Genomic DNA, 25,895 nt, shown 5'->3' with positions numbered 1-25,895 from the left:
CCGAACGGACGATTTTCTTCCATCACAACTCACATCCTTAACGCATATGTTCCGGCCATGAATCTACATAGCTGCGAGCGTTACGTCTAATTTCTTCCACGGAATCTCCGCCGAATTTCTCTAACGAATATTGGGCTAAAGTAAGTCTAAGCATTGCTTCAACAACAATAGATGCGGCTGGAACTGCATTAGAATCTGAACGCTGGTTGATTGCTTGCGCCTCTAATCCCGATGAAATATCTACTGTTCTTAAAGCGCGAGGAATCGATGGTATTGGCTTCATTGCTGCGCGCACGCGAATAATTTCGCCATTCGACATTCCGCCTTCGATTCCGCCTGCTCTGTTAGTAGCTCTAACAATATGCCCAAACTCGTTCATAATAATTTCATCATGAGCTTGAGAACCTAAACGATCAGCTTCAGCAAAACCATCACCAATTTCTACACCTTTAATTGCCTGAATGCTCATAACATTCCCTGCAATTGCTGCATCTAATCGCCTATCCGCTTCCACATATGTGCCGACTCCTGCAGGCATTCCGTAAGCTAACGCTTCAACTACTCCACCCAAAGTGTCTGTAACATCTTTAGCTTCGTTAATTTTTGATACCATTCGCAACTCAGCTCTTTTATCAAGCGTTCTTACTGGCGAATTATCTAAAGCAAATACATCATCCGGAGTTGGTAGCGGAACTTCACCACTTACGTACTCTCCGCCAATTCCAATTACATGAGCCACAGTTCTAACGTTCAATGCTTGTTCCAAAAACTGTGCTGCTACAGCCCCTAAAGCTACTCTCGCAGCAGTTTCTCTAGCACTAGAGCGCTCAAGTACTTCGCGAATATCATCAAAAGCATATTTTCTCATTCCTGTTAAGTCTGCATGACCAGGACGAGGTCTAGAAAGCGGAGCATTTCTTCCTTCTGCTTCAATTTCTTTCTGCACAGGTTCTGTGCTCATAACTTCTTTCCATTTTGGCCATTCTGAATTTGCTATTTCTATAGCAATAGGCGACCCAAGTGTTATACCGTGTCTTATTCCAGTAAGCACACGCACTTTATCTTCTTCGAACTTCATGCGCATTCCACGCCCGTAACCTAGACGACGACGAGCAAGCGCATCACTAATATCTTTGCTAGTTAAATGAATACCGGAAGGAATGCCTTCAATCATCGCTATTAATGATTCCCCGTGCGATTCACCCGCAGTCTGCCACCTAAGCATGCCTCACTCCATTCACTCGTTAAAAACTTACAATTAAACTATTCTTTCTTACACTTATTTTTAGCTTATAGTTTTAACATTTTACAGTTGTGCCAGTATTGCGCCAATATTGTGACAGTATTTTGGAAAGTTATTCTATTTTTTACTAGATTTCATTTACAAAATAGCCTGTATCCACAATGCTTAATAAATATTGATTAACTCAAAAAGCTAATTACGATACTTAGCATGATAAATTCTTTACTTATTCCTAATCGGCTTTACGAGGCAATTGTTTTTGCTGCAACGCTTAGTCCGACGCTTGTTGGCTCAATATTTTTATGCGCAAGTGATTTCAAAAGTCGCATGATACCACGCATGTGGGTACTCGCTACCTTATTTACACAATCGTTGTCAACTGCTCTGTACGTATCTGTTACGTATTTTATAAAACAAAATTTCTCAATACACTCTTGTTTTAACCCACTGCTTATGGGTTGGTTTTGCTGCTTTTTGACAGCATTATTGTACGAAATTTTGAGATTATGTGCTGGGAAAAATGCTTTAGGATTTGGCGACATAACTTGCGCTATTATGCTTTCTCAAGCAGTAGGATTTTTTGGATTATATGCTTATGCACTTTGGTTTGCTTTAACAGGATTAGTTGGATTAGTGTGTGTAGTTTTGTGGCAACTAATTTATGTTCGTATACTTAAGAAAAATAGCGCACGAAATCATAAACTGTACGATACTCGCATGCCATTTGTTCCAGTATTAACGATATCGGCAATATTAGCTACGCTGTTTTGCTGGTACTAGAGATTAAATATCAGATATTAAAATCTAACAGAAAATCTAACAGAATGAAAGAGTTTAATTAGCGTTCGCGTTTGAACGCTTATACTCGTCACGGAATTTCAAAAACTCTTGCATATCTGCAGTAAACTTTGTTTCTCCAGTTTTCAAGTTCGTAGTAACGAAATAAATCCACGGCCCATCTTGAGGTTTAAGCGTTGCCATAAGAGCATTATCACCTGGGGTGTTAATAGGAGTAGGAGGCAAGCCCTTGTGAATACGCGTGTTGTAAATATTATTAGGATCGTCAAGCATTGCCTGCGTAAGTTTAATCGGCTCTACTCCAGCGCCGTAACCAATTGTTGAATCCATTCCTAGTGGCATATCTTGAGATAAGCGGTTTAATATTACTCGCACAACTTTCCCGTAATACTCACTACTATTTACTTCTGCTTCCGCAATAGAGGCAATTATCAACGATTTCTCACGATTCTCGCCTTTTGGAATACCAAGAGAGTCAAGCTTAGCTATTCGCTTTTTCACCATGGTTGATAGAATTTCTTCCGCACTTTTCATGGATTTTACATTGTAAACTCCTGGCTCAAACCACGCTTCGAAACTTCCGTTAGCTTCAGGAGGAAGAATTCCAGCTCCCTTATTGTCTATAATTGCTTTGAATTTATCGAAACTAATATTTGATAATGCGGATGCTCTATGAATAATATCAGCCGCCTTTTCTCCTGCTTTAACTTCTAAGAATCCCTGAGCTTTAGTGCGGTCTGAAAGAATATCAACAACGTCCATAGACGACATGTGTTTTTTAAGCTTGTAAATTCCAGGATAAAGAATCTTATTGTTTGAAGAAACTGTTGTAGCAAAATTGGATTGTGATTTAACTACTTGCGCTTTTACAAGATTTGCACCAACCTTCATAGCGCCTTCGCCTGGGTTTACAACAAATTCTACAGAACCAAATCCTGGCCCCGGCCAATCTTCCGAAATAGAAGAGTCTTGAGCAGAACGAAAGTAACGTACGACACTATACCCTGCGTAGGTAAAAAGCGTTAATAATATAACAATAACAACAGTTAAAGTTATAAGTATAGAACGCTTTCTGCTTTTTGCAACGCGCTGTTTATGTAATTCACGACGAGATTTAGGAGGTTTTGGCGGAACATCTTCATGCGAAGAATCTTTTTCATGCTCACTCCAGTGAGTATGGCGCTCAAAAAATTCGTCAAAATCTTCAGACACTCAAAACTCCCTTTTATTACGCTCTCTCAACAACTATTAATATTCAAACTAGACTATGATTGCAGCAACATTTTGCAGTTAAACTAAACTAGTCAACCTCACTGTTACTACTATCAACTGCGCCATATTTTGCAGCACGAGAATCAATTGTATGCGCATCTAGCGCAGACTGCAAAATAAGAACCGCCGACTGCTGATCTATCATAGGACGATGTTGACGAGTAGAAAAATCAGCTTGTAGCAACTGCCGATGAGCACTAACTGTTGTTAAACGCTCATCCTTCCAAACAATATCAGGCACATAAGAAAGCGCCCAATCACCATCATTTTGTGCTATTTGAATACGTTTAGCTAAATTTTTCCCCCAACGTTGCGCTTTTTTCGCAGATTTTCCTTCAGAACCGTTAAGTTGCAAAGGAAGTCCAATAATAACGCGACGAACATGATGTTCTTCAATAAGACTCATAATTTCGTCAATAGCTCTAAAAGAATCTCCGAAAACTTGCACATTGCCAATCGGGTGCGCAAAAGTGAGCTCAGGGTCGGAAAGAGCAAGTCCGACCCTAGCATCACCCAAATCAATACCTAACCACACCATGAATTTTGTGCTGCTTTTGGTAAAGATTATATCGTTCTGTTTTAAGCGGATAGCTACGCATTATGCGAGCTTAGACACTGGCGCTTCACAGCTTCCAACGCTTCATCAATCTTAGAAGCATCAACGCCGCCGCCCTGAGCAAAGTCTGGCTTACCGCCGCCACCGCCACCAAGAACCTTGGAAGCTACGCGAACAATGTCACCAGCTTTAGCTCCAAGACCGCGAGCAGCTTCGTTTGTTGCAACTGCAACCATTGGCTTATCATCTTCATTTACGCCAATTAACGCAACTACTGCAGGTGCTTCCTCACCTAGGCGAGAACGTACGTCAAGTACAGTCTTACGAAGCGTTTCGAAAGATCCGAAGTTACCAACATTCTTTGCAGCCAACTTTACGCTGCCGGAAGTTGCTTTTGCAGCCTCAATTAGCTCTGGCACAGAATTAGCGAGTTGAGACTCGTAAACTGCTGCAAGCTTACGATCAGAATCCTTCATCTTATTAAGCAAAGATTCCAAGCGTTCAGCTAACTCGTCTGGACGAGCGTTAACCATATCCGCTAATTGCGCAACCAAAGTGTGCTCGCGAGCGCCATACTCGTATGCAGCCTCGCCGCAAAGAGCATCGATTCTGCGCACTCCAGAGCCGATAGAAGACTCGGAAAGAATTGTTACCATGCCAATCTTTCCAGTGCTCTTAGCGTGAGTACCGCCACAAAGCTCGCGGCTCCAACCGTCTCCGATTTCAACCACGCGCACAACGTCGCCGTACTTTTCACCGAACAAGTGCATTGCTCCAAGCTTGAAAGCGTCGTCGATTGGCATTTCTTTTGGAACAACCTGCAAATCGTCACGAATACGCTCATTTACGCGAGCTTCCACACGTGAAAGCGCATCTTTATCAACAGCCTTTGGCCACTGGAAGTCGAAGCGCAAACGATCTGGATCAACCACGGAACCGCGCTGAGTTGCCTGTGGGCCAAGCTCTTCGCGCAAAGCCTTGTGAAGAGTGTGTGTGGCAGTGTGAGAACGTGCAAGAGCAGCTCTGCGAACCTGATCAATATTCGTGTTCACTGGAGCACCAACACTCAAAGTGCCTTCAGTAAGTCGGCAGCTGTGAACAATCAAATCCTTGATTGGACGCTGAACGTCGTCAACTTCCAAAATTGCGCCGTCGTCGGAAATAATCTCGCCCTGATCTGCAATCTGGCCGCCGCGCTCAGCATAGAATGGCGTGCGGTCGAGAATAATCTCAACGTTTGCAGGAGCGGTAACGCTTTTAACAGATCCCTTGCCTGCTTCAACAATCGCCAAAACGTTGGAACGGCTTGAGAAGTCAGTGTAGCCGAGGAAGTCTATTGGCTTTTCTAGTGCCTTCTTAATATCGTCATAAACGCTAACATCAACGTTGTGACGCTTCTTCAGAGCATCGGCGCGAGCGCGACCTTTCTGTTCGCTCATAAGCTCACGGAACTTAGCTTCATCAACCTTAACACCCTGCTCAGCGGCCATCTCAAGAGTAAGCTCAATTGGGAATCCGTAAGTATCGTGCAAAGTAAAGGCATCTGAGCCGCCAACCATAGGGTCATCCTTGTGCTCTTTCTTAGCTTTTTCAACAGCCAAGTCAAGAATAGTCGTGCCCTTTTCAAGAGTACGACGGAAGGCATCTTCCTCACCGTAAGCAGCTTCACTAACCTCGTGGAAAGTATTGTTAAGCTCTGGGTAGCTTGGTTCCATTGCAGCCTTAGAAACTGGGAAAAGCGTTGGCAAAACTGGGTCTTGAACACCGAGCATACGCATTGCGCGAACAGTTCTGCGAAGAAGACGACGAAGCACGTATCCGCGGCCAACGTTACTTGGGCGCACACCGTCGCTCATAATCATCAAAGCGGAACGTACATGATCAGCTACAACGCGGAAACGCACGTCAGCATCGTTATTATCGCCGTACTTTACACCGCTTAGCTTTTCTGCAGCTTCAATAACTGGGTAAACTTCGTCAGTTTCGTAAATATTTTCTTTACCTTGCATAAGGTAAGCTAAACGTTCCAAACCAGCGCCAGTATCAATATTCTTTTGATCCAATTCGCCGGCAATATGCAAATCTGTTTTAGACTTAACGTTATCTACCTGGTAGTTTTCGAAAACCAAATCCCAAATCTCAATAAAACGAGATTCGTCAGCAGCAGGACCGCCATCCTTACCATACTTAGGACCGCGATCTACGTAAATTTCAGAGCATGGGCCGCCAGGACCAGGACCACCGGTAGTCCAGAAGTTATCTTCCATGCCGAAAACTTGCATGTGCTCTGGGTCGAAGCCTTCGTTCTTCCAAATTGCGCGGGCTTCGTCGTCGTCAGTGTAAGTAGTTACCCAAAGCTTTTCTGGGTCAAAACCGTAACCGCCTTTATCTTGCGGAGTGGTTAAAAGCTCCCAAGCGTAGTGAATTGCTTCTTCTTTGAAATAATCACCGAAGGAGAAGTTACCTACCATTTGGAAGAATGTTCCGTGACGAGTGGTTTTACCAACTTCGTCAATATCAAGAGTACGAACACACTTTTGGTTTGACGCCATCCTGCGTGAAGGTGGAGTTTGCTCACCTAACAAGTACGGAATAAAAGGCACCATGCCTGCGATAGTGAATAAAGTCGTCGGGTTCGGTGAGATAAGCGACGCCGAAGGAACGACCATATGACCATTCTTAGCAAAATAGTCAAGATAACGTTTTGCAATTTCTGCTGTACGCATACGTACAAACTCCTTATTTTTTAGAAAATATCGCCACGAGCACTGTGAGAACGGCGTGCATATTTATTGTTTAACTCAGTTTCGTGCGCTTTACGACTCGTATTGAAATCCTTGCACAAACCGAGAATAGTACTTAATGTTAAATTCTCAGGCTCTTTATCAAAAAAGAAATTGCGCGCAGATTCAGGAAGTTTCCCTTTAACATAAGCACGAGCCTTAGTAACTACAAGAACGCCAATTATCATACCTACAAAAAGCCAAAACAAGCGCTTAAGCATCACGCCTCCTTATGCTTTGTAGATTTAACATCTGTTGGAACTGATGGCTTATTAAAGAAAGAGGCAACAGTATCTTTAAGAGCATAACCTGCGGCAGCAATTTTAATAATTGGTTTACCAAGGAACGCTCCGTACAAATCAGTAAGAGAGCCGATATTTGTAGCAGTAGTGCGAGCAGCACTAGAAACAGCATTTACATCTTCTAGCGTTTTATTTACTTGCTTTACCGTCGTTACAGACTCATCGATTGCAGGCAAAGCATGCTCACCAGACTCTTTGATAGTATTCGCAATCTGATCGAACAACTTGCCCAATCTAATTAACGGATAAATCAAGAAGCCCGAAAGCACTGCGAATGAAACAGCGGCAATAAGCCCAGCGATGTCTCCAACGCTCATCGTAACCTCTTTCCACACAATAATGCACGCTCGTGGTTCATCCACTCATACACATACATGCGTGGCTGATACCCTATGCAATGACTCAAGACTAACGAACGGCCACGACGCAAAGTGTGCAAAACCCTACTATTCTCCCGAAAAACCAACACAACACAGCTAATAGTTGATTACAAGCTTTTCTAATTTCTCTAGTTTTTTCTCACACTACAGATATCCGTTGCAATAAAAATATCTACTCGTTGTAACCAACTACTTTTACAGCACTATCTAAAGGAAGAGAAGTATCAAAATCGAGTCTTGTAACACTACCGTTTTGCGGACGCTCACTTAAATCGTAATCTCCAGAAGCAAAACGATGCATAAGACTAAGCAGAGTATTCCCGTGAGAAATCTGTAATACGTTATCGCCATCGTGAAGCGAACTATTGGAAGCTATGATAGCAAATCCGCCTTCTACTCTATTCCAATATTCAATATCTGACTCAGCATCATGGAATGGATCTGCTTCTTTCAACATGTCTCTAGTTGCTGAAAGACCAAACTTTTCAACTATTTCGTTATAAGTGTGAGCTCCTTTTGCAGCACCTGCAGCCCACCATGACATGTTCATATCTTGACCTTCAAAATATCCATAGCATTGCTCGCGAAAATGCATGTCACTTATAAGATTAGGGCGCTTTTGACCGTTCTTTTCGTTTAAATCTAAAATCCTTTGAGCTGTGACTTGTGCGCGAGTAGTGTCAGAGCAGTAAGCTGCAGCAAAAGTTATGTTAGCTAATTTTTCTGCAGCACGATCAGCGTCAGCAAGTCCTTTTTCTGTAAGAGGAGAATTTGACCAGCCTTGCAAGCGATTATAACGATTAAACATGGTTTGTCCATGACGAACCAAATAAAGATGCAGCAACATAGCTCCATTATGTCACTAAAACTTAGAGAATACTACGATACGCAAATACTTACGCAACTTCTTACGTAGGTATTTGCGAGGCTAATCGACGAAACTGTCGAAAACACCAAATCAGCCGATGAAATAAACAAAACGCAAGCCAAAACTGTCGAAAACACAAAATCATTTGGTGAAATAGACAAAATATAGGACAAATTTGTCGAAAACACCAAATCGTCCGATGTTTTCGACAATATGTGTGTACGTCGCTATATAACGCGCGAATAAATTAAATAAAATAAAAGGCGCGGAGCTCCAAAAGAAACACCGCGCCTTAAAAGCTTAATCAGCCTAGTCCAAACCTAACCTCAAATTACCGCCAGGAATTGCATCAAGCAAATCGCGCGTATAATCCATCTGAGGATGATCGAACACCTCGTCGGTAGTTGCGTGTTCTACCAACTTTCCGTGCTGCATAACAACAACTTCATCCGCAATCTGACGAACCACAGCCAAATCGTGAGTAATGAACAAATAGCTCAAACCACGCTCGGCTTGCAAGTCGTTAAGCAAACGAAGAACCTGATCCTGCACAAGAACATCCAAAGCAGAAACAGCTTCATCGCAAACGATTACGTCAGGGTTCAAAGCCATAGCTCGAGCAATTGCAATACGCTGACGTTGACCACCTGAAAGCTCATTCGGGAAGCGAGTCATAACAGATGTAGGCATTTGAACCATATCTAAAAGCTCGCGAACTCGATTCTGTCTGCTCTTCTTATCACCAATCTTATGAATGCGCAACGGCTCCTCAATAGAACGGTAGATAGAATACATAGGATCAAGAGAGCCATATGGATTCTGGAACACCGGCTGAACATGACGGCGGAAATCAAGCAAATCCGCGCCCTTCAAATCAGCAATATTCTTACCTTCGTAAGTAACTGTTCCACTCGTTGGCTTAAGCAAACGCAAAACCATATTTGCAACAGTAGATTTACCAGAACCAGATTCACCCACGATTGCCAAAGTAGTTCCGCGCTTAATTGAGAACGAAACGTCGTCAACGGCTTTAAATAGTTCCTTCTTGCGAGGAAGTTTAAACTCACGAGTTAAGTGATCCACAGTAATAATATGCTCACTCTTTTCAAGAGCTTGCTCACCCACTACATGATGCTCAAGAAGGCTATCGGCATTACCACCATGCTCTTTTACTGAGATGATTCGCTGAGATGCCAAAGATGGAGCTGCGGCAACAAGTCGCTTTGTATACGGATGCTGAGGATGCTGCAAAACTTCCAAAGATGGACCAGATTCAACAACACGACCCTTATACATAACCACAACATGCTGTGCGCGAGCAGCAGCCAAACCTAAATCGTGAGTAATAAACAACACAGACGTGCCAAGCGAATCTGTGAGCGTGTGCAAGTGGTCAAGAATACGCTTTTGCACTGTAACATCCAAAGCGGAAGTCGGCTCATCTGCAATAAGCAGATCTGGACGGCAAGCCAAACCAATAGCAATCAAAGCGCGCTGGCGCATACCGCCAGAAAACTCGTGCGGGAACTGACGCGCACGCGTTGCAGCATCTGGCAAACCAGCCTCGTCAAGTAATCCGGCGATACGATCTTCCATAGAAGATCCAATAACGTACTTTTTTGCTATCTCCCAAGCAATAACGTCGCTTACTCCGCCCTTAATTAAATCGTCTGCAACACGCCAGCGAGTTTCAGATCCTGGAACCCACTCTTTTTTGTAGTATTCAAACAGATCGTGGAACTTATCGCTATCTTCATCAACTCCTGCAGAAATTAACGCTTCTCTAGCAGCTTTCATAAGTTCAGGAAGCTCTTTTGAACCAAGGAATGTTTCGTCTTCGCTTCCCTTAACTTTGACTGCATCTCCAGCTAAAGCTTCTGCTAATGCGGAACGTTTTTCGTGACTTAAATCAACATTATTTGCTACAAGCGCTTCTTTTACCTGCGTACCAATGCGCCACACAGGATTTAAATTACTCATAGGATCTTGCGGAACTAAGCCCATAGCACTACCGCGCAACGCAGCATACTCTTTTGGCTTTAATTTGCTGATTTCTTTGCCTTTTAGCTTAATAGATCCGCCAGTAACGTGACCGGTTCCAGGAAGTAAACCAAGAACTGCCATTGCCGAAGTTGATTTTCCAGAACCAGATTCACCAACTATTGCAACCCACTGACCTGGGTATACGCTGAAACTAACGTCGCGTACAGCGTGCACAGCCGTTTTAGAGTCTGTAGTGAAATCAACCTGAAGATCCTTAACTTCAAGTAAAGGACCTTGAGCTAATTGCATGGCACGAATATTTACGTCTTTACCTGTTGCATTCATTTGTATTATTCCTCCACGCTAATTTCACGCCTTACGGCTCTTTGGATCCAACGCATCCTTAACAGCGTCACCCATCATAATGAATGAGAGAACAGTAATGGCGAGCGCAATAGACGGACATAACAAAACTTCAGGATTATTATTGAAATATCTACTGTAAGTAAATATATCTCCACCCCAGCTGACTGTTGTGGTTGGCAAACCAATTCCTAAGAAGCTTAGGGTTGCTTCCAACACAATGTAAGAGCCGAGCGAGGTTGTACCAACAACAATGATTGGAGCTAACGAGTTTGGAATAATATGGCGGAAAAGATTACGCGCAGGTCTTGAACCTAAAGCTGTAGAAGCTATATTAAACTCAAGATTTTTTGATTCCATAACGGCACTTCTAGCAATTCTAGCTACGCTCACCCATCCGAACAGAACCATAACCATAATTATTTTCCACATCGATTTTGTGGATTTAAACATCTGCAACACAACTATAGCGCCGAGCAGCATAGGAAGAGCCAAGAAGATATCTGTGATACGGCTCAGTACTGCGTCAACCCAGCCACCAAAGAATCCTGCCAAAGCTCCAATCATAGAACCTACAAGCACTGCTAATATCGTTGCTATTAAACCAATAGTAACTGAGGTACGCGTGCCGTATATTACTCGCGCATAAACATCACAACCCTGCTTATCAAAGCCAAATGGATGCCCAGCAGAACCGTGTGCGAGCGAATAATCAAGTGAGCAGTAAGTAGGATTACCATTAAAAGGAGCACCACTCTTAACTAATACTCCCGGGAAGAGAGCAATAAAGAATATTGCGAGAATTAATATCGCAGAAATAATAAACAGTGGGTTGCGCCTGAGAGTACGCCAAGCGTCAGACCACATTCCACTTACTGGAACAGATTCATCAACAGAATCAACTTCTTGAAGAGGAGTATCTTCAAGAGGAGCAACATAACGCTCTTGTCCTGGAAGCTCAATATCAGCAGCAGTCAAATTTTCCTCAACTTTTTCTTGCATAATCATGCTTCTCCTTACGCGTAACGAATTCGCGGATCGAGAGCCGCGTACAAGATATCAACAAGCAAATTGCTAATTACGAAAATCAGCATAAGTAATGTAACTACAGAAACAACTAGATTACTTTCGCCCTTCAAAATACCTTGATATGTGGCGTATCCAATGCCGTGAATATTAAAAATAGTTTCTGTAATCATTGCGCCACCCATAAGAGCACCTAAGTCTTGACCTAGGAATGTCACTACTGGGATTAAAGAGTTTCTAAGAATGTGTCGAACCGTTACCGCACTTTCACTTAATCCCTTAGCGCGAGCGGTTCGCACATAATCAAGAGCTATATTTGATGAAACTTCGGACCTTGTAAGACGTATCACGTATGCCATAGAAACTGATCCAAGCACTATTGCAGGAGTGAGCATATCGAAGAATCCTGGATCATTACTCACATTAGGCGGAAGAATATGCCACTTTATAGCGAATACGTACTGCATAATATAGCCTGTAACAAATGTTGGTACAGAAATAAGAAGAAGCGAGACAATAAGAATTACGCTATCGTACCATTTGCCTTTTTTAAGTCCAGAAATGATACCAAAGGCAACACCGAACAAAGCTTCAAATGCAAATGCCATAATTGCAAGCTGCACTGTCACAGGGAACGCATCAGAAATTTCGTCAATAACAGGCCGACCTGCAAATGTTTGCCCGAAATCAAGAGTAAGTGCATTCTTTAAGAATAGTAAATATTGAACAATAAATGGTTTATCGAGATTGTAATCAGCCCTTATTTGTGCTGCTACTGCAGGATTAACTGGTTTGTCTCCGAACATTGCTTTTACAGGATCGCCTGGCAAAGCAAATACTAAAGCATAAACCAATAAAGTTGTGCCGAGAACAACAGGAATCATCTGCAAAATTCTACGCAGAATGTACTTACCCATCTGTTTCTCCTTGATTATTAATGATTAGTCATAAAAACAACAAAGTGCCACTTCGGTCGAAAGATATTTTTAGTTAAATCCTTTCAACCGAAGTAGCAATACTCGCTAATTGCGATATTTAATTATTGAGAGGTGAATTTAGTAATTTCAATTACTAAATATCATGAAACTTACTTACATAGTTTCGCTTAAAGTTATTACATCTTACTTGTGAAGCTGGTAGTAGAGTGGCATATTCTGCCAATCCATTACGAAGCCCTTCAAGTCGTGACTCATAACAGCCTTGGAATTCATGTAAAGCAGTGGTACAGATGGGAGATCTTCGAGAAGGGTTTCGTTAGCCTCGTGGTAAAGCTTAGTAGCTTCATCAGCATCAGCAGACGAAGTTGCCTTATTCAACAGCTCGTCGAACTTTGGATTCTTGTAATCACCATCATTAGAACCATTACCGTCAGCTGCAACAGAAGCGAACTGCTGAGTTAAGTAATTTTCTGGGCTTGGGTAATCTGGCATCCAGCCTGCACGCCATGCGCCCTTGATCTCACGCTTGGTGCATGCGTCACGGAATTCCTGGAAGGTTGGAATTGGTGTGGTTTCAGCCTTAACACCCAAATTGTTCTTTACGTAGTTAACAACAGCTTCAAACACGGACTTTGCGACTGCATTATCAGCATTGTAAGTGAAGGTGAGGTTGCCGTCATACTTGGACATAGCGTCAGCCTTCTTCCACAATTCCTTAGCCTTGTCAACGTCATACTTCAGATGTTCGCTACCCTTCAAGTTGGCATCGTAACCTGGAGTCTTTGGAGAAGTGAAATCGTTTGCTGGAGCAGCAGTCTTGTTCAACACCTTTTCAGCAATTGCCTTACGGTCGATGGACATAGAAATTGCTTGACGACGCAAGCGGCCTTCTTCAGTCTTAACGTCGAAGTGTGGGAGATTAGAAGGAATGGTGAACTGAAGGATTACAGAACCAGGCTTGTTGTAAGCGGTGATAGTGCTATCAGACTGGAAGTTGCTGGTTTCTGTATCTGGGATGTTATCAGTCATATCGAGATTGCCGGACTGCACGTCACGGTAGGCTGCATTACCATCGGTGTAAATCTTGAAGGTAACTCCATCATTCTGAGCCTTGCGTGGGCCGTCGTAATCAGGATTCTTTACAACCTCAATCTGCTTATTGTGATCCCAGGACTTGAACAAGTATGGACCAGAGGATACTGGCTTTTCACCATAAGCCTTTGGATTCTTGTAGAAGGATTCTGGAAGTGGAGCAAATGCCAAGTATCCTACCTTAATTGGGAATACGGAATCTGGCTGCTTCAAATCAACGGTGAAGGTATTCTTATCAACAACCTTCAAACCGGAAAGCTGCTCGTCGCCCTTGTTGTCGGCCTTCTGCAACTCGTCATAACCCTTAATGGTCTGGAAGAAGGAAGCGCACTTCTGAGCGTTCTTAGCATTTGCAACGAAGCTCCATGCTTTGGTGAAGCTTTCAGCGGTAATAGGGGTACCATCGCTGAACTTCTTGCCTTCCTTCAACTTCACAGTGTACTGGGTGGAATCTGCGTTTGGCGTTAAGCTTTCAGCATCTTCGTTTACTGCGTTGCCCTTTTCATCAAAAGTGACCAACGTGGAGTTGACCAACATGGCAGGACGTGCGCCAGCATTTTCGTTAATGTTGCCAGGAATTAATTCGTTCTGTGGTTCAGAGTTATTTACTGTAATAATAACCTTGCCACCATTTGATTTCGCATTTTTAGCTGAAGAGCCGCAGCCTCCAAATAACATGGCCAGCGAGCAGGCAGCAGCAGCAAAAACTAAAGCCTTATTTTTCATGGATATCTCCTAACGTTGGTCTGGCAGGATCTATTTTCAACGCGAAAGTCTCGCCCTGAATTGTGAGATAACACATCCAAGACGAGACTCTCCATTGATTAAAATTCAATAATACGTAATTTATAAAACAAAGCAAGCATATGCATAAAAAACAAATTTACGGTTTTATGTAGAAAAATCATAAAATATAAAGTTATTTATAAATAAATTAACCCTAAATCGCTATATTTGATGTATTTTTTCTACTTTTTACAGTTTTATAAAATATTACGCAGATGTAAATTTATGTATACGATTCAATAACGGATTACAGTTAGAAAATATCATACTAATAAACGCGACAGTAAATATAAGCGCACAAATTTGTACTCTGCTTAAAAATTTTTCCAAAAAACAAAATCAAATAACAAAATTTTATCAAAATTACAAACTTTTTATGTTACAAACTAATTGTTAACAAAAGCAACGTTACTGCATAAAGCACCAAAGCACTATTCTGCTCTAGGAAAAGCTCTAGCATACGAATTTTTCAAAGTCTCAATAGAAACATGCGTATATCTTTGCGTAGTATTTAGCGACGAATGCCCAAGCATTTCTTGGACTTCTCTTAAATCAGCACCGCCGTTAAGCATATGCGTAGCAGCACTGTGACGCAAAGCGTGAGGAGCAATATCAGGCACATTCGCGCTATATGCAGCACAATGAACAATCTCTCTAACTATTCGCTGATCAATACGCTTACCCCTAGCGCCCACAAATAAAGCAGTTTCTTCATCACTTTTTACAAGCACTTTTCTACCATGCTTTAGCCATTTTTCTACAGCCCGAAAAGCAGGAAGACCAAATGGCACAACGCGTTGCTTATTACCTTTACCAGTAACTTTTATCATTCGTTCAGAAAAATTAATATCGCAAGTATTCAAACCAGTAAGTTCACCAACTCGAATACCGGTAGCGTATAAAAGCTCAAGAATCGCAGCGTTACGCGAAAAAATAGCAGACTTAACAGAATTATCTACAGAAGAACTATCTACAGAAGAATCTGAAGAATTGGAACAAGTGCAACTATCAGCATAATCAAGTAATTTAGCTGCCTGAGACTCATCTAAAACAGTAGGAAGCTTATTTGAAATTTTTGGAGTCATCAATATTTCCGCAGGATTTGAAGAAATCCTACCAACATGCTCAGCCCAAGCAAAAAATCCTCGTACAGAAACCACTTCACGAACTAAGCTAGAACGCGCGCGCCCGCGAGAAGAATCTGCCATCCAAAGACGCAAATCGTCAACAGTTATATCAGAAATATCCCCAAAACCCTTCTGCTCACACCAAAGCATAAATAAGGTTATATCAGTTCTATAAGCGCGCTGAGTGCGCTCCCCCAAGCCCTTGTTTGCACGCACATACTCAATATAATCATCCACTAAACGCGCATATTTAGAAGGACAAACTAAGCCTCTAGCAGCAGATTCACTACTAGATCCACTAGCACTATCGTCACTATTACTCATAGACTTCCCATCCAATAAACGCTTTAAAACAAAACGTTTGCCATACTCGTCAGTCACATGCATAATACAACAAGGAGCATGTTATGAACACAAGTACACCAAATTCACTTACATTACCGCAGCAAATTCCAGCAGGCGCGCGCATTGTGGTAAGAACGTATAAAATTATAGAAGATACTCACACGCATGCGCAAAAAATCGAATATCATGACGCTATTGGGCACGTACTCGAGTGGGATGGAATAACTCTTCATTTACTGCGAGACCCAGCAGCAAACGGAACTAGAGCAGCTCAGGAAATGTTCATAGATGCAAAAACTATTGCACGATTAAAACCAATTCCAGAGCGCAAATTCCAAAAGCCACTTCGAGTGTAGATTACACGTTACTAAGCAGATTATTTGAAGTTAATACAAGCTGCAGATTTCGTAACGACTTATCAGATTTGCAATTATCAAATCCTGAGATTTCAACAATAGATTCTCCTAAGCGCGCTGAATCCAGCAAATCTTCCTGCCAATTACTTCTGGAATCATACTTCCACAATCTGCTATTAGCAGCATCGTTTTTATTTGCAGCATCACTTTGTTGCATATTCGTTTTACACGAGTTGCGCTGCTGGTATTTATACTCTCTCCAAGAATTAGCTTTAGCAAAAAACTCCTGCTCGCAAGGCTTAGCAGACTCAGAATCTTTATCTAACATATCCGCAGCAAAAGTTAGCTCAGAAATTACGGAACGCAATAATTTCGCAGTATTATGCCGATTTTCGCTTACCATTGCACGCGTGCGTTGAGGATCTGTAAGAGCAACGCGCGTCATATCTCGCCAAGAGCCTGCAGATAATTGCAAAGCAATAGCGCGATTAGACTGATCGCATAATACATTTGCAAGAGAAGTCGCAACAACGTGAGGCATGTGAGAAATAAGTGCCGCAGAATTATCGTGCGTTTCGTCGTCTAAAACTATTGCGCGATTCTTGCATAGCGAAACAATCATTCGTAAAACATTGCTAACTCGCCAAAATTCCGTGCTGCTATCAACGGTTAATGCCCACAAAGCACCATTTAGAAGCTCAGCACTAGAAGCTTTCCAACCAGTAAATTCGCTACCAGCCATCGGATGCGCACCAACGTAACAATCTTGCAAACCTGCTGCAGCAACCTGCTTGCGAACTAAAGTTTTTACACTACCAACATCGCTAATAGTTGTGCAAGATTTGTCAACATAAGGTGCGATTTCCTGCAAAATACTTGGCATAGAAGCTAGAGAATTGCACAAAATCAGAACGTTCGGGCGAAGCTTAGCTAAATCTTGCACATTGTCTACGCAAGTAATTCCTAAATTTTCAGCTTCTTCGTATGGATTATGATGACGATTCCACGCATAAACGCTACATTCAGGCAATTTTGCAAGTCTTTTTGCAAGAGATCCTCCAATAAGACCAAGACCTACAATACCAACAGAAAATTTTTGCGAAAACTCAGAATCTTCTACCATAATAATTCTCTTTCTGCCTGCATTACGTTCAAATTATGCAAAGCATCAACCGAAGGCTCAACACACACTCCACCATGAGGCAGCATCCAATCATTCATAACTGGATTATTGCGCTTATCGGAAGGATACACTGCTAAAGCTCGAACCCAATCGCCATGTTCAACAACCTCTTGAATCATAGCTTTACACATAAAATCCCAAGGAGCAGCATCAACAGTTGCAATAAAACTGTATAAACCGCCTTGCCCTTTAATCGGTCTAGACATAAAAGAAGTCATGTTAAGACCGTGATCACGCACAACATCAAGCAAATTTGCTAACACTCCAGCACCTGTGCAACGCGGAATAAACGCAATAATTGAGGAAAATGATGAAAAGTTTTCTCGCTGCACATTAACAAAATCTAAAGCCTGATCTCGAGGAGCTAGCACTAAAAACTCAGTTCGCGCGCCAGAAAAATCTTCAACTGCTTCACTCACAATCTGCCTATTGTATAAATCAGCACAAATTCTAGGGCATAAAGCAACTTCGCCAGGAACTAAATCCCTACAAGCAGCAGCATTTGAAGACGCAGTTTTTTCTTTCAATCCACGCTCTTGAGCAAACTTACGACATTGCGCCAACGCGTGAGGGTGAGCAACAATAGTAGAACAGTTATCGATTGAATCTGATTTGCAAATAACAGCATCAAAACTAATATCGACGCCTATTCGAGCAATACCAACCATATTTTTTGCATCAATTAGTAAATCTAAATTAGGTATTACAACGCCTTCAATATTGTTTTCCCACGCAATAACACCCCAATTGTGATTCTCTTCAATTTCACTAGCAATACTAAGAACATTCTCGCAAGCAGTTGGAATAAGTTGCAAATTATCAAATGATTGTAACTGCTGCTGAACTTTTAAAGCTGCTTGATGCGTAAAAGAACCTTCCGGCCCTAAATAGCATAATTTACGCGAGCACTTACTGTTACTACTATTCATAAGTATTCCTTAAAAACTGTTGCAGTTAAGAATATTGTAATCAAGAATACTGTAAAAAATACTGCTTAATACTGATTCTTATGCAAAATTCACAGCGAAGTCACGCTTAAATTATTGCAAATTCTTTACTTATTTTACTATTCAATAACAAACCAACGCTGCGGCATACAAAGCAAAACTAAGTGAACAACAAGAATACCGAAAAGCCAAATGTAGCCAGCATACTGCGAAAACCACGGAACAAAACCGCCAAAGCCAACAGGAATAACAATAGCATTACCGAAAAATCCTAAAGCTATAAGCCAAACTACAACAGTAGAAACTATCATATGCGCTACAAGACCATGTCGGCCACTACGAGACCTAGCACACCATGCTGAAAGTGCTATAAGCATAAATGCCATAAACAAACCGTACGGCATATTGTTAATCGCACCAGCGCGGTGAGCAAAAGTACCTATAAGAGCGTAAACGCCTGCACTTACGCAAGTAACTACGTATTGCAACCATACTGGCAAGCGATGAGATAAAGGCTTATAAGACATAAAAACTATTGTACATATCGACTTAACGATAAAACGCTACGAAAGAATGCGCAAAAATGTAACTCTTCAAATACATGCGTTACAAACTGTCTAAGCACAATATAAACGCAATAAATTACTTATAAAAAACGGCAGTGATTTTGAAAAACCACTGCCGCAATTCATTAAAGACTCACGCGTTATTATTTTGACGACGCTGCTTAGCACGCCACTTATACCATTCGTCGCGGCTCAGAATAATCTTGCGCACGCGAATAGACTCAGGCGTAACTTCCACGCACTCGTCTTCGTTAGCAAAGTCAAGAGACTCTTCCAAGCTCATCTTGATTGGTGGAGTCAAAGTTTCAAGCACGTCAGCGGTTGAAGAACGCATGTTAGTCATATGCTTAGCAAGCGTAATGTTCACATCCAACTCGTCTGGCTTGTTGTTAATACCAACGATTTGGCCTTCGTAAACTGGGCTTTGCGGATCCACGAAGAAGATACCGCGAGCTTGTAAACGCTGCATAGCGTAAGGAGTTGCAACACCCTTACGATCGCAAACCATAGAACCGTTCTGACGAGTAACAATTTGACCAGCCCATGGAGCATAACCGGCAGAAATAGAGCTTGCAATACCAGTTCCGCGAGTAGCAGAAAGCAAAGCCGTACGGAAACCAATAAGACCGCGAGAAGGAACAGTAAATTGCAAACGAACCCAACCGGAACCATGGTTGCTCATAGAATCCATGCGACCTTTACGATCAGCCATAAGCTGAGTTACGGTACCCATGTACTCTTCTGGAACGTCAATTGTGGTGCTTTCCATAGGCTCGTTAATCTGACCGTCAATAGTCTTAGTAACAACCTGAGGACGACCAACTGTAAGCTCGTATCCCTCGCGACGCATCTGCTCAGCCAACACAGCCAACGCAAGCTCGCCACGACCCTGAACTTCCCAAGCATCTGGACGCTCAGTTTGAAGAACTTTAATAGAAACGTTACCAATAAGCTCGCGATCCAAACGATCCTTAATCATACGAGCAGTAAGCTTATGATCTTTGCCTTCAGTTCCAGCAAGAGGAGAATCGTTTACGCCGAAAGTCATAGAAATTGCAGGATCATCGACGTGAATTAACGGAAGTGGCTTTGGATCGTTCTGATCAACAATCGTTTCGCCAATCATAATGTCGTTCACGCCTGCAACAGCAACAATATCGCCAGGACCTGCAGAAGCTACAGGAGTACGCTCCAAACCTTGAGTGCGAAGAAGCTCGGAAACACGGAAGTTTTCAATAGATCCGTCAACGCGGGAAAGACCGTAAGTCTTACCCTTTTCCAAAGTTCCGTTGTAAATACGCACTAAACCAAGACGACCCAAGAAGTCAGAGGAATCAATGTTTGCAACATGAGCTTGAAGAGGAGCGCCTTCTTCGTATTCAGGAGCTGGAATGTTGGAAATAATAGAGTCAAACAAAGGCTCCAAATTATCGTTATCTGGAAGAGCACCATTCGCAGGCTGATTAACAGAAGCGTAACCGGCTTTAGCAGCGCAGTAAATCACTGGCAAATCAAGCAAAGCGTCGAGATCGAGGTCAATACCTTCCTCAACAACGTCCTGAGCCAAGCCAAGAAGCAAATCTGTTGACTCACCAACAACTTCTTCAATACGAGCGTCTGGACGATCAACTTTGTTCACGCACAAAATTACAGGAAGTTTAGCTTCCAAAGCTTTACGAAGCACAAAGCGAGTCTGTGGAAGCGGGCCTTCAGAAGCATCAACCAACAAAACAACGCCGTCAACCATAGAAATACCGCGCTCAACCTCGCCGCCAAAGTCAGCGTGGCCTGGGGTATCAATCACGTTAATAGTAATGCCTTCTGGGTGGCCATATTTTTCAGCCAACGGACCGGTGTACTGCACAGCAGTGTTCTTAGCAAGAATAGTAATGCCCTTTTCGCGTTCCAAATCATTGGAATCCATAACGCGATCTGGGACTTCTTCACGCTCAGAAAATACGTGCGACTGCTGAAGCATGGCGTTTACCAGAGTGGTCTTACCGTGGTCGACGTGCGCCACAATTGCCACATTTCGAATATCACCGCGAACAGTCATCACAAACCTCTTCCATTCTTCGCGTTTTAAGTATTAAAACTATTGATTACACACTCACTCAGACGCACAAAACGTCCAAGAAGCGAAACTCTCATTGGCAAACACTAAATTATTGACATAAAGTCAAAAATCAGCCAGCTGCCAAACCTCGCTGATTTTACTCGCTGTTGCAGACAGTTCAAAATATAAAAGTATTAAACTGCACAAAATCTTAGATTAACTAAAATGTCATAAAAGTCAACTTACGCAACTACGCCCTTAGCAATTAATTCGCGCGCAACCTCACGATACTCTTTTGCTGTCTTGTGTTCAGGAGCAAAAATCGTGATCGGTACAGCTGCAACAGTTGAATCAGGAAGCTTAATTGATCGAGAAATAACAGAGTGAAGAACGCGACCTTGGAAAGCTTCGTAAATACGCTGCAAAACTTCCTCACTATGAAGCGTACGCGTATACATTGTTACGAGCACGCCAAAAACTTCCAGATTCGGGTTAATACGAGACTGAACTTTTTCAATCGACTGCATTAGCAAAGCCACACCGCGAAGTGCGAAGAATTCTGCAGCAACAGGAATAATTACGCCGTCAGCAGCAGTAAGTGCGTTAACAGTAAGTAAACCTAAGGAAGGCTGGCAGTCAATAATAATAACGTCGTATTCGTTACGAACTTTGCGCAATACTCCTGCAAGAATCTGCTCACGACCAACTTCCGTAACAAGCTGAACTTCTGCGGCAGAAAGATCAATATTTGCAGGCATAATATCAATATTCTCAGTGTCCGTATGACGAATCACATCGTGAACATCGACAGATGAGTCAAAAAGCGCAGTGTAAACAGTATTATCAAGCGCATTCGCGTTAATACCAAGACCTACAGTAGCGGCACCCTGCGGATCAAAATCTACTATAAGAACTCGCCTACCGTACTGGCTTAACGCACCGGCAATGTTAATAGAACTCGTAGTTTTACCAACACCGCCCTTTTGATTACACATAGCAATAACTCGCGCAGGACCGTGAGAAGTTAGCGGTTCCGGCGCGTGAAAAGTATCATATTCGCGTCCAAGTAAATCAGTAGGCATGCTTCCCACTCTATCAACAGGTATACTCACGAAACCCGCCGGTAAAGCAAAAACAAATCTTATCTAGCTCGAGGATGGCTTAATATGTAGGCTTCTACCAACTCATCTGGGCTAATATGCGTATAAATTTGTGTAGTAGTTACGGAAGCATGGCCAAGTAATTCCTGCACTGTTCTAACATCAGCTCCGCCAGCAATAAGATGCGTAGCAAGCGAATGACGTAAAGTATGAGGATGAAGAGGCCTGCCTAGTTTCGCACGCTCGGCAGCTTCAGCAACTACTGCCCAAGCAGACTGGCGAGAAAGTGCGTTACCTCGCTTATTTAAGAAGATAGTGTGAAGTTCTCGTTTAGATTTAGCAGCCAGCAGCGGACGTGAGATTTTAATATACTCTTTAAGCGCACGAACAGCGCAACCGCCAATTGGAACTATACGTTGCTTAGATCCTTTACCAGTAAGTTTTACTACAGACTCGTCCAAATCGATATCTTCAAATTTTACGTTAACAGCTTCAGAAATACGCGCTCCAGTAGCGTATAAAAACTCGAGTAGCGCACTATCTCTAAGCGAAATAGCATCTTTACTTCCGAAATTTCCTGCCGCTTCTATAACTTTGCTAACCTCATCTATACTAAGCACATCAGGCAGATGCTCTTCCTGTTTTGGTGCTTTTACTGATGCTGAAACATCTGCTGGAACGTCTGAATGAGCGAGCATAAACCTATGCCATTCGTGAATACTTGCGAGTCTGCGCGCAACTGTTCTCGCACCTAAGCCTGATTCACGCAAGTATCGCACATACGATTCGATATCTAATTCACTAATTTCTTTAATACTTCCTACATTTCGTGCTGATTCTAGCCAGGATGTGTAATCTTTTAAATCAGATTCGTAGGCTGATACTGTTTTCTTAGAAAGACCTCGCTCAATGTCTATATGCGCAATAAATTTCTGCACGTATTGTGCGAAAATTTTAGGAATATCGGTAGAAATATTTTCTGAAATATCGGTAAAATCAAGTTTCGAGCGCATAAAAATGATTATATCTAATAAATAAATTTATTGCTCACACGGCTCTAATACAAAAATACAAAAATACAAAATATAAAAATATAAAAAAGCCCGCCAAGATTGACGGGCTTAAAATCAAACTCAGTTGAAACGAAATCAGGCTTCAACTGGAGCGTTTACGTCGGCTGGCAATGCAGCCTTAGCAGCTTCTACAACAGCCTTGAAAGCCTCAATGTCGGAGACTGCAAGCTCAGCGAGAGCGCGGCGATCCAATTCGATGCCAGCCAAGTGCAAGCCCTGAATGAAGCGGTTGTAAGTGATGCCTTCAGCGCGAACTGCTGCGTTAATACGCTGAATCCACAACTTGCGGAAATCACCCTTGCGAGCCTTGCGGTCGCGGAAGTTGTAAGTAAATGAGTGGAGCAGCTGTTCCTTCGCCTTGCGGTAAAGACGGGAGCGCTGACCGCGGTAGCCAGAAGCCCTCTCAAGAACAACGCGACGCTTCTTATGAGCGTTAACTGCGCGCTTTACTCGTGCCATAAGTATTCCTCAGCTTTCTTAAAATTTTCGATTGCGTCTCTGTTTACAAGCAATTTTTACTTGTTTACTTGCTTTTACTTACTTAACGAGCAAGCCCTTAAGCTTCTTGCTCTGCGCAGTAGCTAATACCTTATCCTCGGAAAGAGCACGACGCTTACGAGCCGACTTGTGCTCCAAGTTGTGGCGCATAGCGCTACCATCGTGCATCACCTTACCGGTACCGGTAAGACGAACGCGCTTGGACGCTGCGGAATTAGTTTTCATCTTCGGCATTGCTGCCCTCCTTGTGATGTTGATCGGATTGTACAGCATTTGCTGCAGCTGCAGCCTGTGCTTGCACTTCCTGCTTTGCTGCAAGTCGTGCAGCTTGGCGAGCTTGACGCTCAGCACGCGATTCAGCGCCTCTACGACGCTGCTCAGACTGTGTATGAATCTTCTTGCCCTTTGGAGCGAGAGTCATAATAATATTGCGACCCTCTTGCTTCGGCGCAAACTCAACGGTGCCACTGTCAGAGACCTCATCTGCAAGCCTACGCAACAGTTCAACGCCACCAATAGGGCGAGACTGTTCGCGGCCACGCAACATAATAGTGACCTTTACCTTATCGCCGCCGTTCAAGAAACGAAGAACATGACCCTTCTTCACGTCGAAATCATGATCATCAATCTTGAGACGGAAACGAATTTCCTTAATCTCAGCTGTGGTTTGATTACGGCGTGCTTCACGAGCCTTCATCTTTTCGTTGTACTTGTACTTTCCGTAGTCAATAAGCTTGGCTACCGGAGGCTTAGCAGTAGGCGCTACCTCAACAAGATCGAGGTTCGCTTCCCTCGCAAGGTTTAACGCGACCGAGGTTGCAATAACTCCCACCTGCTCGCCTTTTGGACCAATAAGGCGCACCTGGGAGACGCGAATCTCCTCGTTAATGCGTGGTTCGTCGCTAATGATGACTCCAATCCTTCTAAATACTGGTAAGATGCAATACACCGAGAAGTCCAAGAGCTTAGGCATTCACCACTTCATATCAAAAAACGCTCCCAAACAAGCGTAACAAGTAGCGCAAAAATCTACTTGTGTGACCGAAGTCATGAACCCGAAACCGCAGCAGGCTTCCAGGTGGGGACATCCCACTTTCTTGATTACTCAAGCCGAATATCTATTATAGCTACGGCTTTGACAAAACTATCAGCCGTTTTATTTTGCTAGATAATAATACTAACGTTTGTTGAATAGTAACGTTTACTATTTCGAAAAATTAAAAAGTAGTTAAAAAGTAGTTAAAAAATTATAAAAAATTATTTCTAACCTTTGAGGCTCGCACTAAACGCGGTACCATAAAGCCATGGAACCTTTGCATCGCTGCGTTATTTTAGCAGCTGGAGACTATTACGATCATACTAGAGAGCAAGTGCCGAATCGCGCTTTAACTATTGCTGCTGACGGAGGCTGGGATTACGCTTGCAAGCTCGGTTTACACGTTGACGCTCTTATAGGCGATTTTGATTCTGTAAGATTGAAACTACCTACAGACGCTGTAATTACGCGACTTCCTGAAGAAAAAGATGATCCGGATTTGCTTTCCGCTTTAAAGTACGGCTGGTCTAAAGGAATGCGCGAATTCCATATATTTGGCGGACTTGGCGGTCGTGTTGATCATACGATTTCTAATATACAGCTGATGGTTCGATTGGCATTGCGTGGAGGGATTGGCTTCCTTTACGGAAACGGCCAGATCGTTACTGCAATACACAACGCGGCTCTTGATTTTCCTGCTTCTTCAGTTAAAGAACCTAAGTTACTTAGCGTATTTTCGCACGCTCCTGTATCTAAAGATGTGAACGAGTCAGGATTAAAGTATCAGCTTCAGCATGCGCAAATGCATGGAGATGCAGTTCAAGGGTTAAGCAATGAACTTTTGGATAATACTCCTGCGCATATTGATGTTCAGGAAGGAACTCTTGTAATTACTTTCCCTACTGACGTGCCACTTCCACAAGTAAGTTGGCCTAAGCAGCGTCCATCAGGAGATTTGGGTGCTATTAACACGTCTATTTCTGAGGCTTTGGCAGTTCCGCTGGAAAGTGAGGATAATCCTAACGATTCCACTACTGCTGCAGCAGAGTCTATGACTAATAAATAGCGATTTATTTCTCATACGTAACTATATTGACGCTTATTGCTCTAGTTATCCCTTATTATCGATTTTCGCGCTCTCATTGAAAGCGCAGTCGTTCTGCATTAATGTCTCATTCTGCCTGTTTTGAGGCTCTTGCGCAGTTGGCGCGCTGCGAT

The 25,895-nt window shown here is 42.8% G+C and carries 24 protein-coding genes; 3 read left to right on the top strand and 21 right to left on the bottom strand.

Annotation, left to right across the window (positions count from 1 at the left end):
- Window positions 1-37: 37 nt before the first annotated feature.
- Entirely contained in the window at window positions 38-1,225 is a 1,188-nt protein-coding gene (gene aroC / locus ACNEUN_RS05445; protein WP_427877391.1) for a chorismate synthase, read from the bottom strand.
- 471 nt (window positions 1,226-1,696) lie between these two features.
- On the opposite strand from aroC, the gene ACNEUN_RS05440 reads away from it, so the two are divergent.
- Window positions 1,697-2,023, top strand: a complete 327-nt coding sequence (locus ACNEUN_RS05440) for a hypothetical protein (RefSeq protein ID WP_463631369.1) — start codon at window positions 1,697-1,699, stop codon at window positions 2,021-2,023.
- 54 nt (window positions 2,024-2,077) lie between these two features.
- On the opposite strand, the gene mltG is transcribed toward ACNEUN_RS05440, so the two are convergent.
- From mltG to ACNEUN_RS05385, 11 genes are all read right to left on the bottom strand, one after another.
- Entirely contained in the window at window positions 2,078-3,253 is a 1,176-nt protein-coding gene (mltG, locus tag ACNEUN_RS05435) for an endolytic transglycosylase MltG (RefSeq protein ID WP_463631367.1), read from the bottom strand.
- Window positions 3,254-3,341: 88 nt separating this feature from the next.
- Entirely contained in the window at window positions 3,342-3,851 is a 510-nt protein-coding gene (ruvX, locus tag ACNEUN_RS05430; RefSeq protein WP_463631365.1) for a Holliday junction resolvase RuvX, read from the bottom strand.
- Between the two features lie 53 nt (window positions 3,852-3,904).
- Window positions 3,905-6,595, bottom strand: coding sequence for an alanine--tRNA ligase (alaS, locus tag ACNEUN_RS05425; protein WP_463631363.1), 2,691 nt, complete (start codon window positions 6,593-6,595; stop codon window positions 3,905-3,907).
- Window positions 6,596-6,615: 20 nt separating this feature from the next.
- On the bottom strand, window positions 6,616-6,873 hold the full coding sequence (locus tag ACNEUN_RS05420) for a hypothetical protein (RefSeq protein WP_427877399.1): 258 nt from the start codon (window positions 6,871-6,873) through the stop codon (window positions 6,616-6,618).
- A complete protein-coding gene (locus ACNEUN_RS05415; protein WP_427877594.1) occupies window positions 6,873-7,271 on the bottom strand; it encodes a DUF948 domain-containing protein in 399 nt (132 codons plus the stop codon). Before ACNEUN_RS05415 ends, ACNEUN_RS05420 begins: the two co-directional genes overlap by 1 nt.
- A gap of 235 nt (window positions 7,272-7,506) precedes the next feature.
- The gene (locus ACNEUN_RS05410) at window positions 7,507-8,181 is read right to left on the bottom strand and encodes a histidine phosphatase family protein (protein ID WP_427877401.1); all 675 of its coding nucleotides are present in this window, start codon (window positions 8,179-8,181) and stop codon (window positions 7,507-7,509) included.
- Between the two features lie 330 nt (window positions 8,182-8,511).
- Window positions 8,512-10,530, bottom strand: a complete 2,019-nt coding sequence (locus ACNEUN_RS05405) for a dipeptide ABC transporter ATP-binding protein (protein ID WP_463631360.1) — start codon at window positions 10,528-10,530, stop codon at window positions 8,512-8,514.
- A gap of 24 nt (window positions 10,531-10,554) precedes the next feature.
- The gene (locus ACNEUN_RS05400) at window positions 10,555-11,550 is read right to left on the bottom strand and encodes an ABC transporter permease (RefSeq protein WP_427877596.1); all 996 of its coding nucleotides are present in this window, start codon (window positions 11,548-11,550) and stop codon (window positions 10,555-10,557) included.
- A gap of 14 nt (window positions 11,551-11,564) precedes the next feature.
- Window positions 11,565-12,491: an ABC transporter permease gene (locus ACNEUN_RS05395; protein WP_463631358.1), complete on the bottom strand. Its 927-nt coding sequence runs from the start codon at window positions 12,489-12,491 to the stop codon at window positions 11,565-11,567.
- A 204-nt stretch (window positions 12,492-12,695) separates the two neighbouring features.
- Window positions 12,696-14,330: a peptide ABC transporter substrate-binding protein gene (locus ACNEUN_RS05390; RefSeq protein ID WP_463631356.1), complete on the bottom strand. Its 1,635-nt coding sequence runs from the start codon at window positions 14,328-14,330 to the stop codon at window positions 12,696-12,698.
- A 491-nt stretch (window positions 14,331-14,821) separates the two neighbouring features.
- A complete protein-coding gene (locus tag ACNEUN_RS05385; RefSeq protein WP_463631354.1) occupies window positions 14,822-15,841 on the bottom strand; it encodes a tyrosine recombinase XerC in 1,020 nt (339 codons plus the stop codon).
- A gap of 83 nt (window positions 15,842-15,924) precedes the next feature.
- On the opposite strand from ACNEUN_RS05385, the gene ACNEUN_RS05380 reads away from it, so the two are divergent.
- The gene (locus tag ACNEUN_RS05380) at window positions 15,925-16,218 is read left to right on the top strand and encodes a DUF6725 family protein (protein WP_463631352.1); all 294 of its coding nucleotides are present in this window, start codon (window positions 15,925-15,927) and stop codon (window positions 16,216-16,218) included.
- Between the two features lies 1 nt (window position 16,219).
- Here ACNEUN_RS05380 and ACNEUN_RS05375 read toward each other — a convergent pair whose 3' ends face one another.
- From ACNEUN_RS05375 to infC, 9 genes are all read right to left on the bottom strand, one after another.
- Entirely contained in the window at window positions 16,220-17,341 is a 1,122-nt protein-coding gene (locus ACNEUN_RS05375) for a prephenate dehydrogenase (protein ID WP_463631350.1), read from the bottom strand.
- A complete protein-coding gene (locus tag ACNEUN_RS05370; protein WP_463631348.1) occupies window positions 17,335-18,330 on the bottom strand; it encodes a prephenate dehydratase domain-containing protein in 996 nt (331 codons plus the stop codon). Before ACNEUN_RS05370 ends, ACNEUN_RS05375 begins: the two co-directional genes overlap by 7 nt.
- Window positions 18,331-18,467: 137 nt before the next feature.
- Window positions 18,468-18,875 carry an alcohol dehydrogenase gene (locus ACNEUN_RS05365; protein ID WP_463631346.1) on the bottom strand — a complete coding sequence of 136 codons (408 nt, stop codon included), beginning with the start codon at window positions 18,873-18,875 and terminating at the stop codon, window positions 18,468-18,470.
- Between the two features lie 172 nt (window positions 18,876-19,047).
- Entirely contained in the window at window positions 19,048-20,970 is a 1,923-nt protein-coding gene (typA, locus tag ACNEUN_RS05360) for a translational GTPase TypA (RefSeq protein WP_463631344.1), read from the bottom strand.
- Window positions 20,971-21,212: 242 nt separating this feature from the next.
- Window positions 21,213-22,052, bottom strand: coding sequence for a ParA family protein (locus ACNEUN_RS05355; protein ID WP_463631342.1), 840 nt, complete (start codon window positions 22,050-22,052; stop codon window positions 21,213-21,215).
- Window positions 22,053-22,111: 59 nt separating this feature from the next.
- On the bottom strand, window positions 22,112-23,083 hold the full coding sequence (xerD, locus tag ACNEUN_RS05350) for a site-specific tyrosine recombinase XerD (protein WP_463631340.1): 972 nt from the start codon (window positions 23,081-23,083) through the stop codon (window positions 22,112-22,114).
- 135 nt (window positions 23,084-23,218) lie between these two features.
- Window positions 23,219-23,602, bottom strand: coding sequence for a 50S ribosomal protein L20 (gene rplT, locus ACNEUN_RS05345; protein ID WP_004105106.1), 384 nt, complete (start codon window positions 23,600-23,602; stop codon window positions 23,219-23,221).
- 78 nt (window positions 23,603-23,680) lie between these two features.
- Window positions 23,681-23,875, bottom strand: a complete 195-nt coding sequence (gene rpmI, locus ACNEUN_RS05340; protein ID WP_004128670.1) for a 50S ribosomal protein L35 — start codon at window positions 23,873-23,875, stop codon at window positions 23,681-23,683.
- Complete coding sequence (gene infC, locus ACNEUN_RS05335; protein WP_427877425.1) at window positions 23,856-24,614, bottom strand: translation initiation factor IF-3; 759 nt, start codon at window positions 24,612-24,614, stop codon at window positions 23,856-23,858. Before infC ends, rpmI begins: the two co-directional genes overlap by 20 nt.
- Before the next feature lie 331 nt (window positions 24,615-24,945).
- Between infC and ACNEUN_RS05330 the strand changes: the two genes are divergently transcribed.
- Window positions 24,946-25,743, top strand: coding sequence for a thiamine diphosphokinase (locus ACNEUN_RS05330; protein WP_427877426.1), 798 nt, complete (start codon window positions 24,946-24,948; stop codon window positions 25,741-25,743).
- Window positions 25,744-25,895: the final 152 nt, after the last annotated feature.

The organism is Gardnerella sp. C0684A1 (assembly GCF_055326835.1).
Note: the sequence above shows the minus strand (reverse complement) of the source record. Positions and strands in the feature narration are given on the sequence as shown.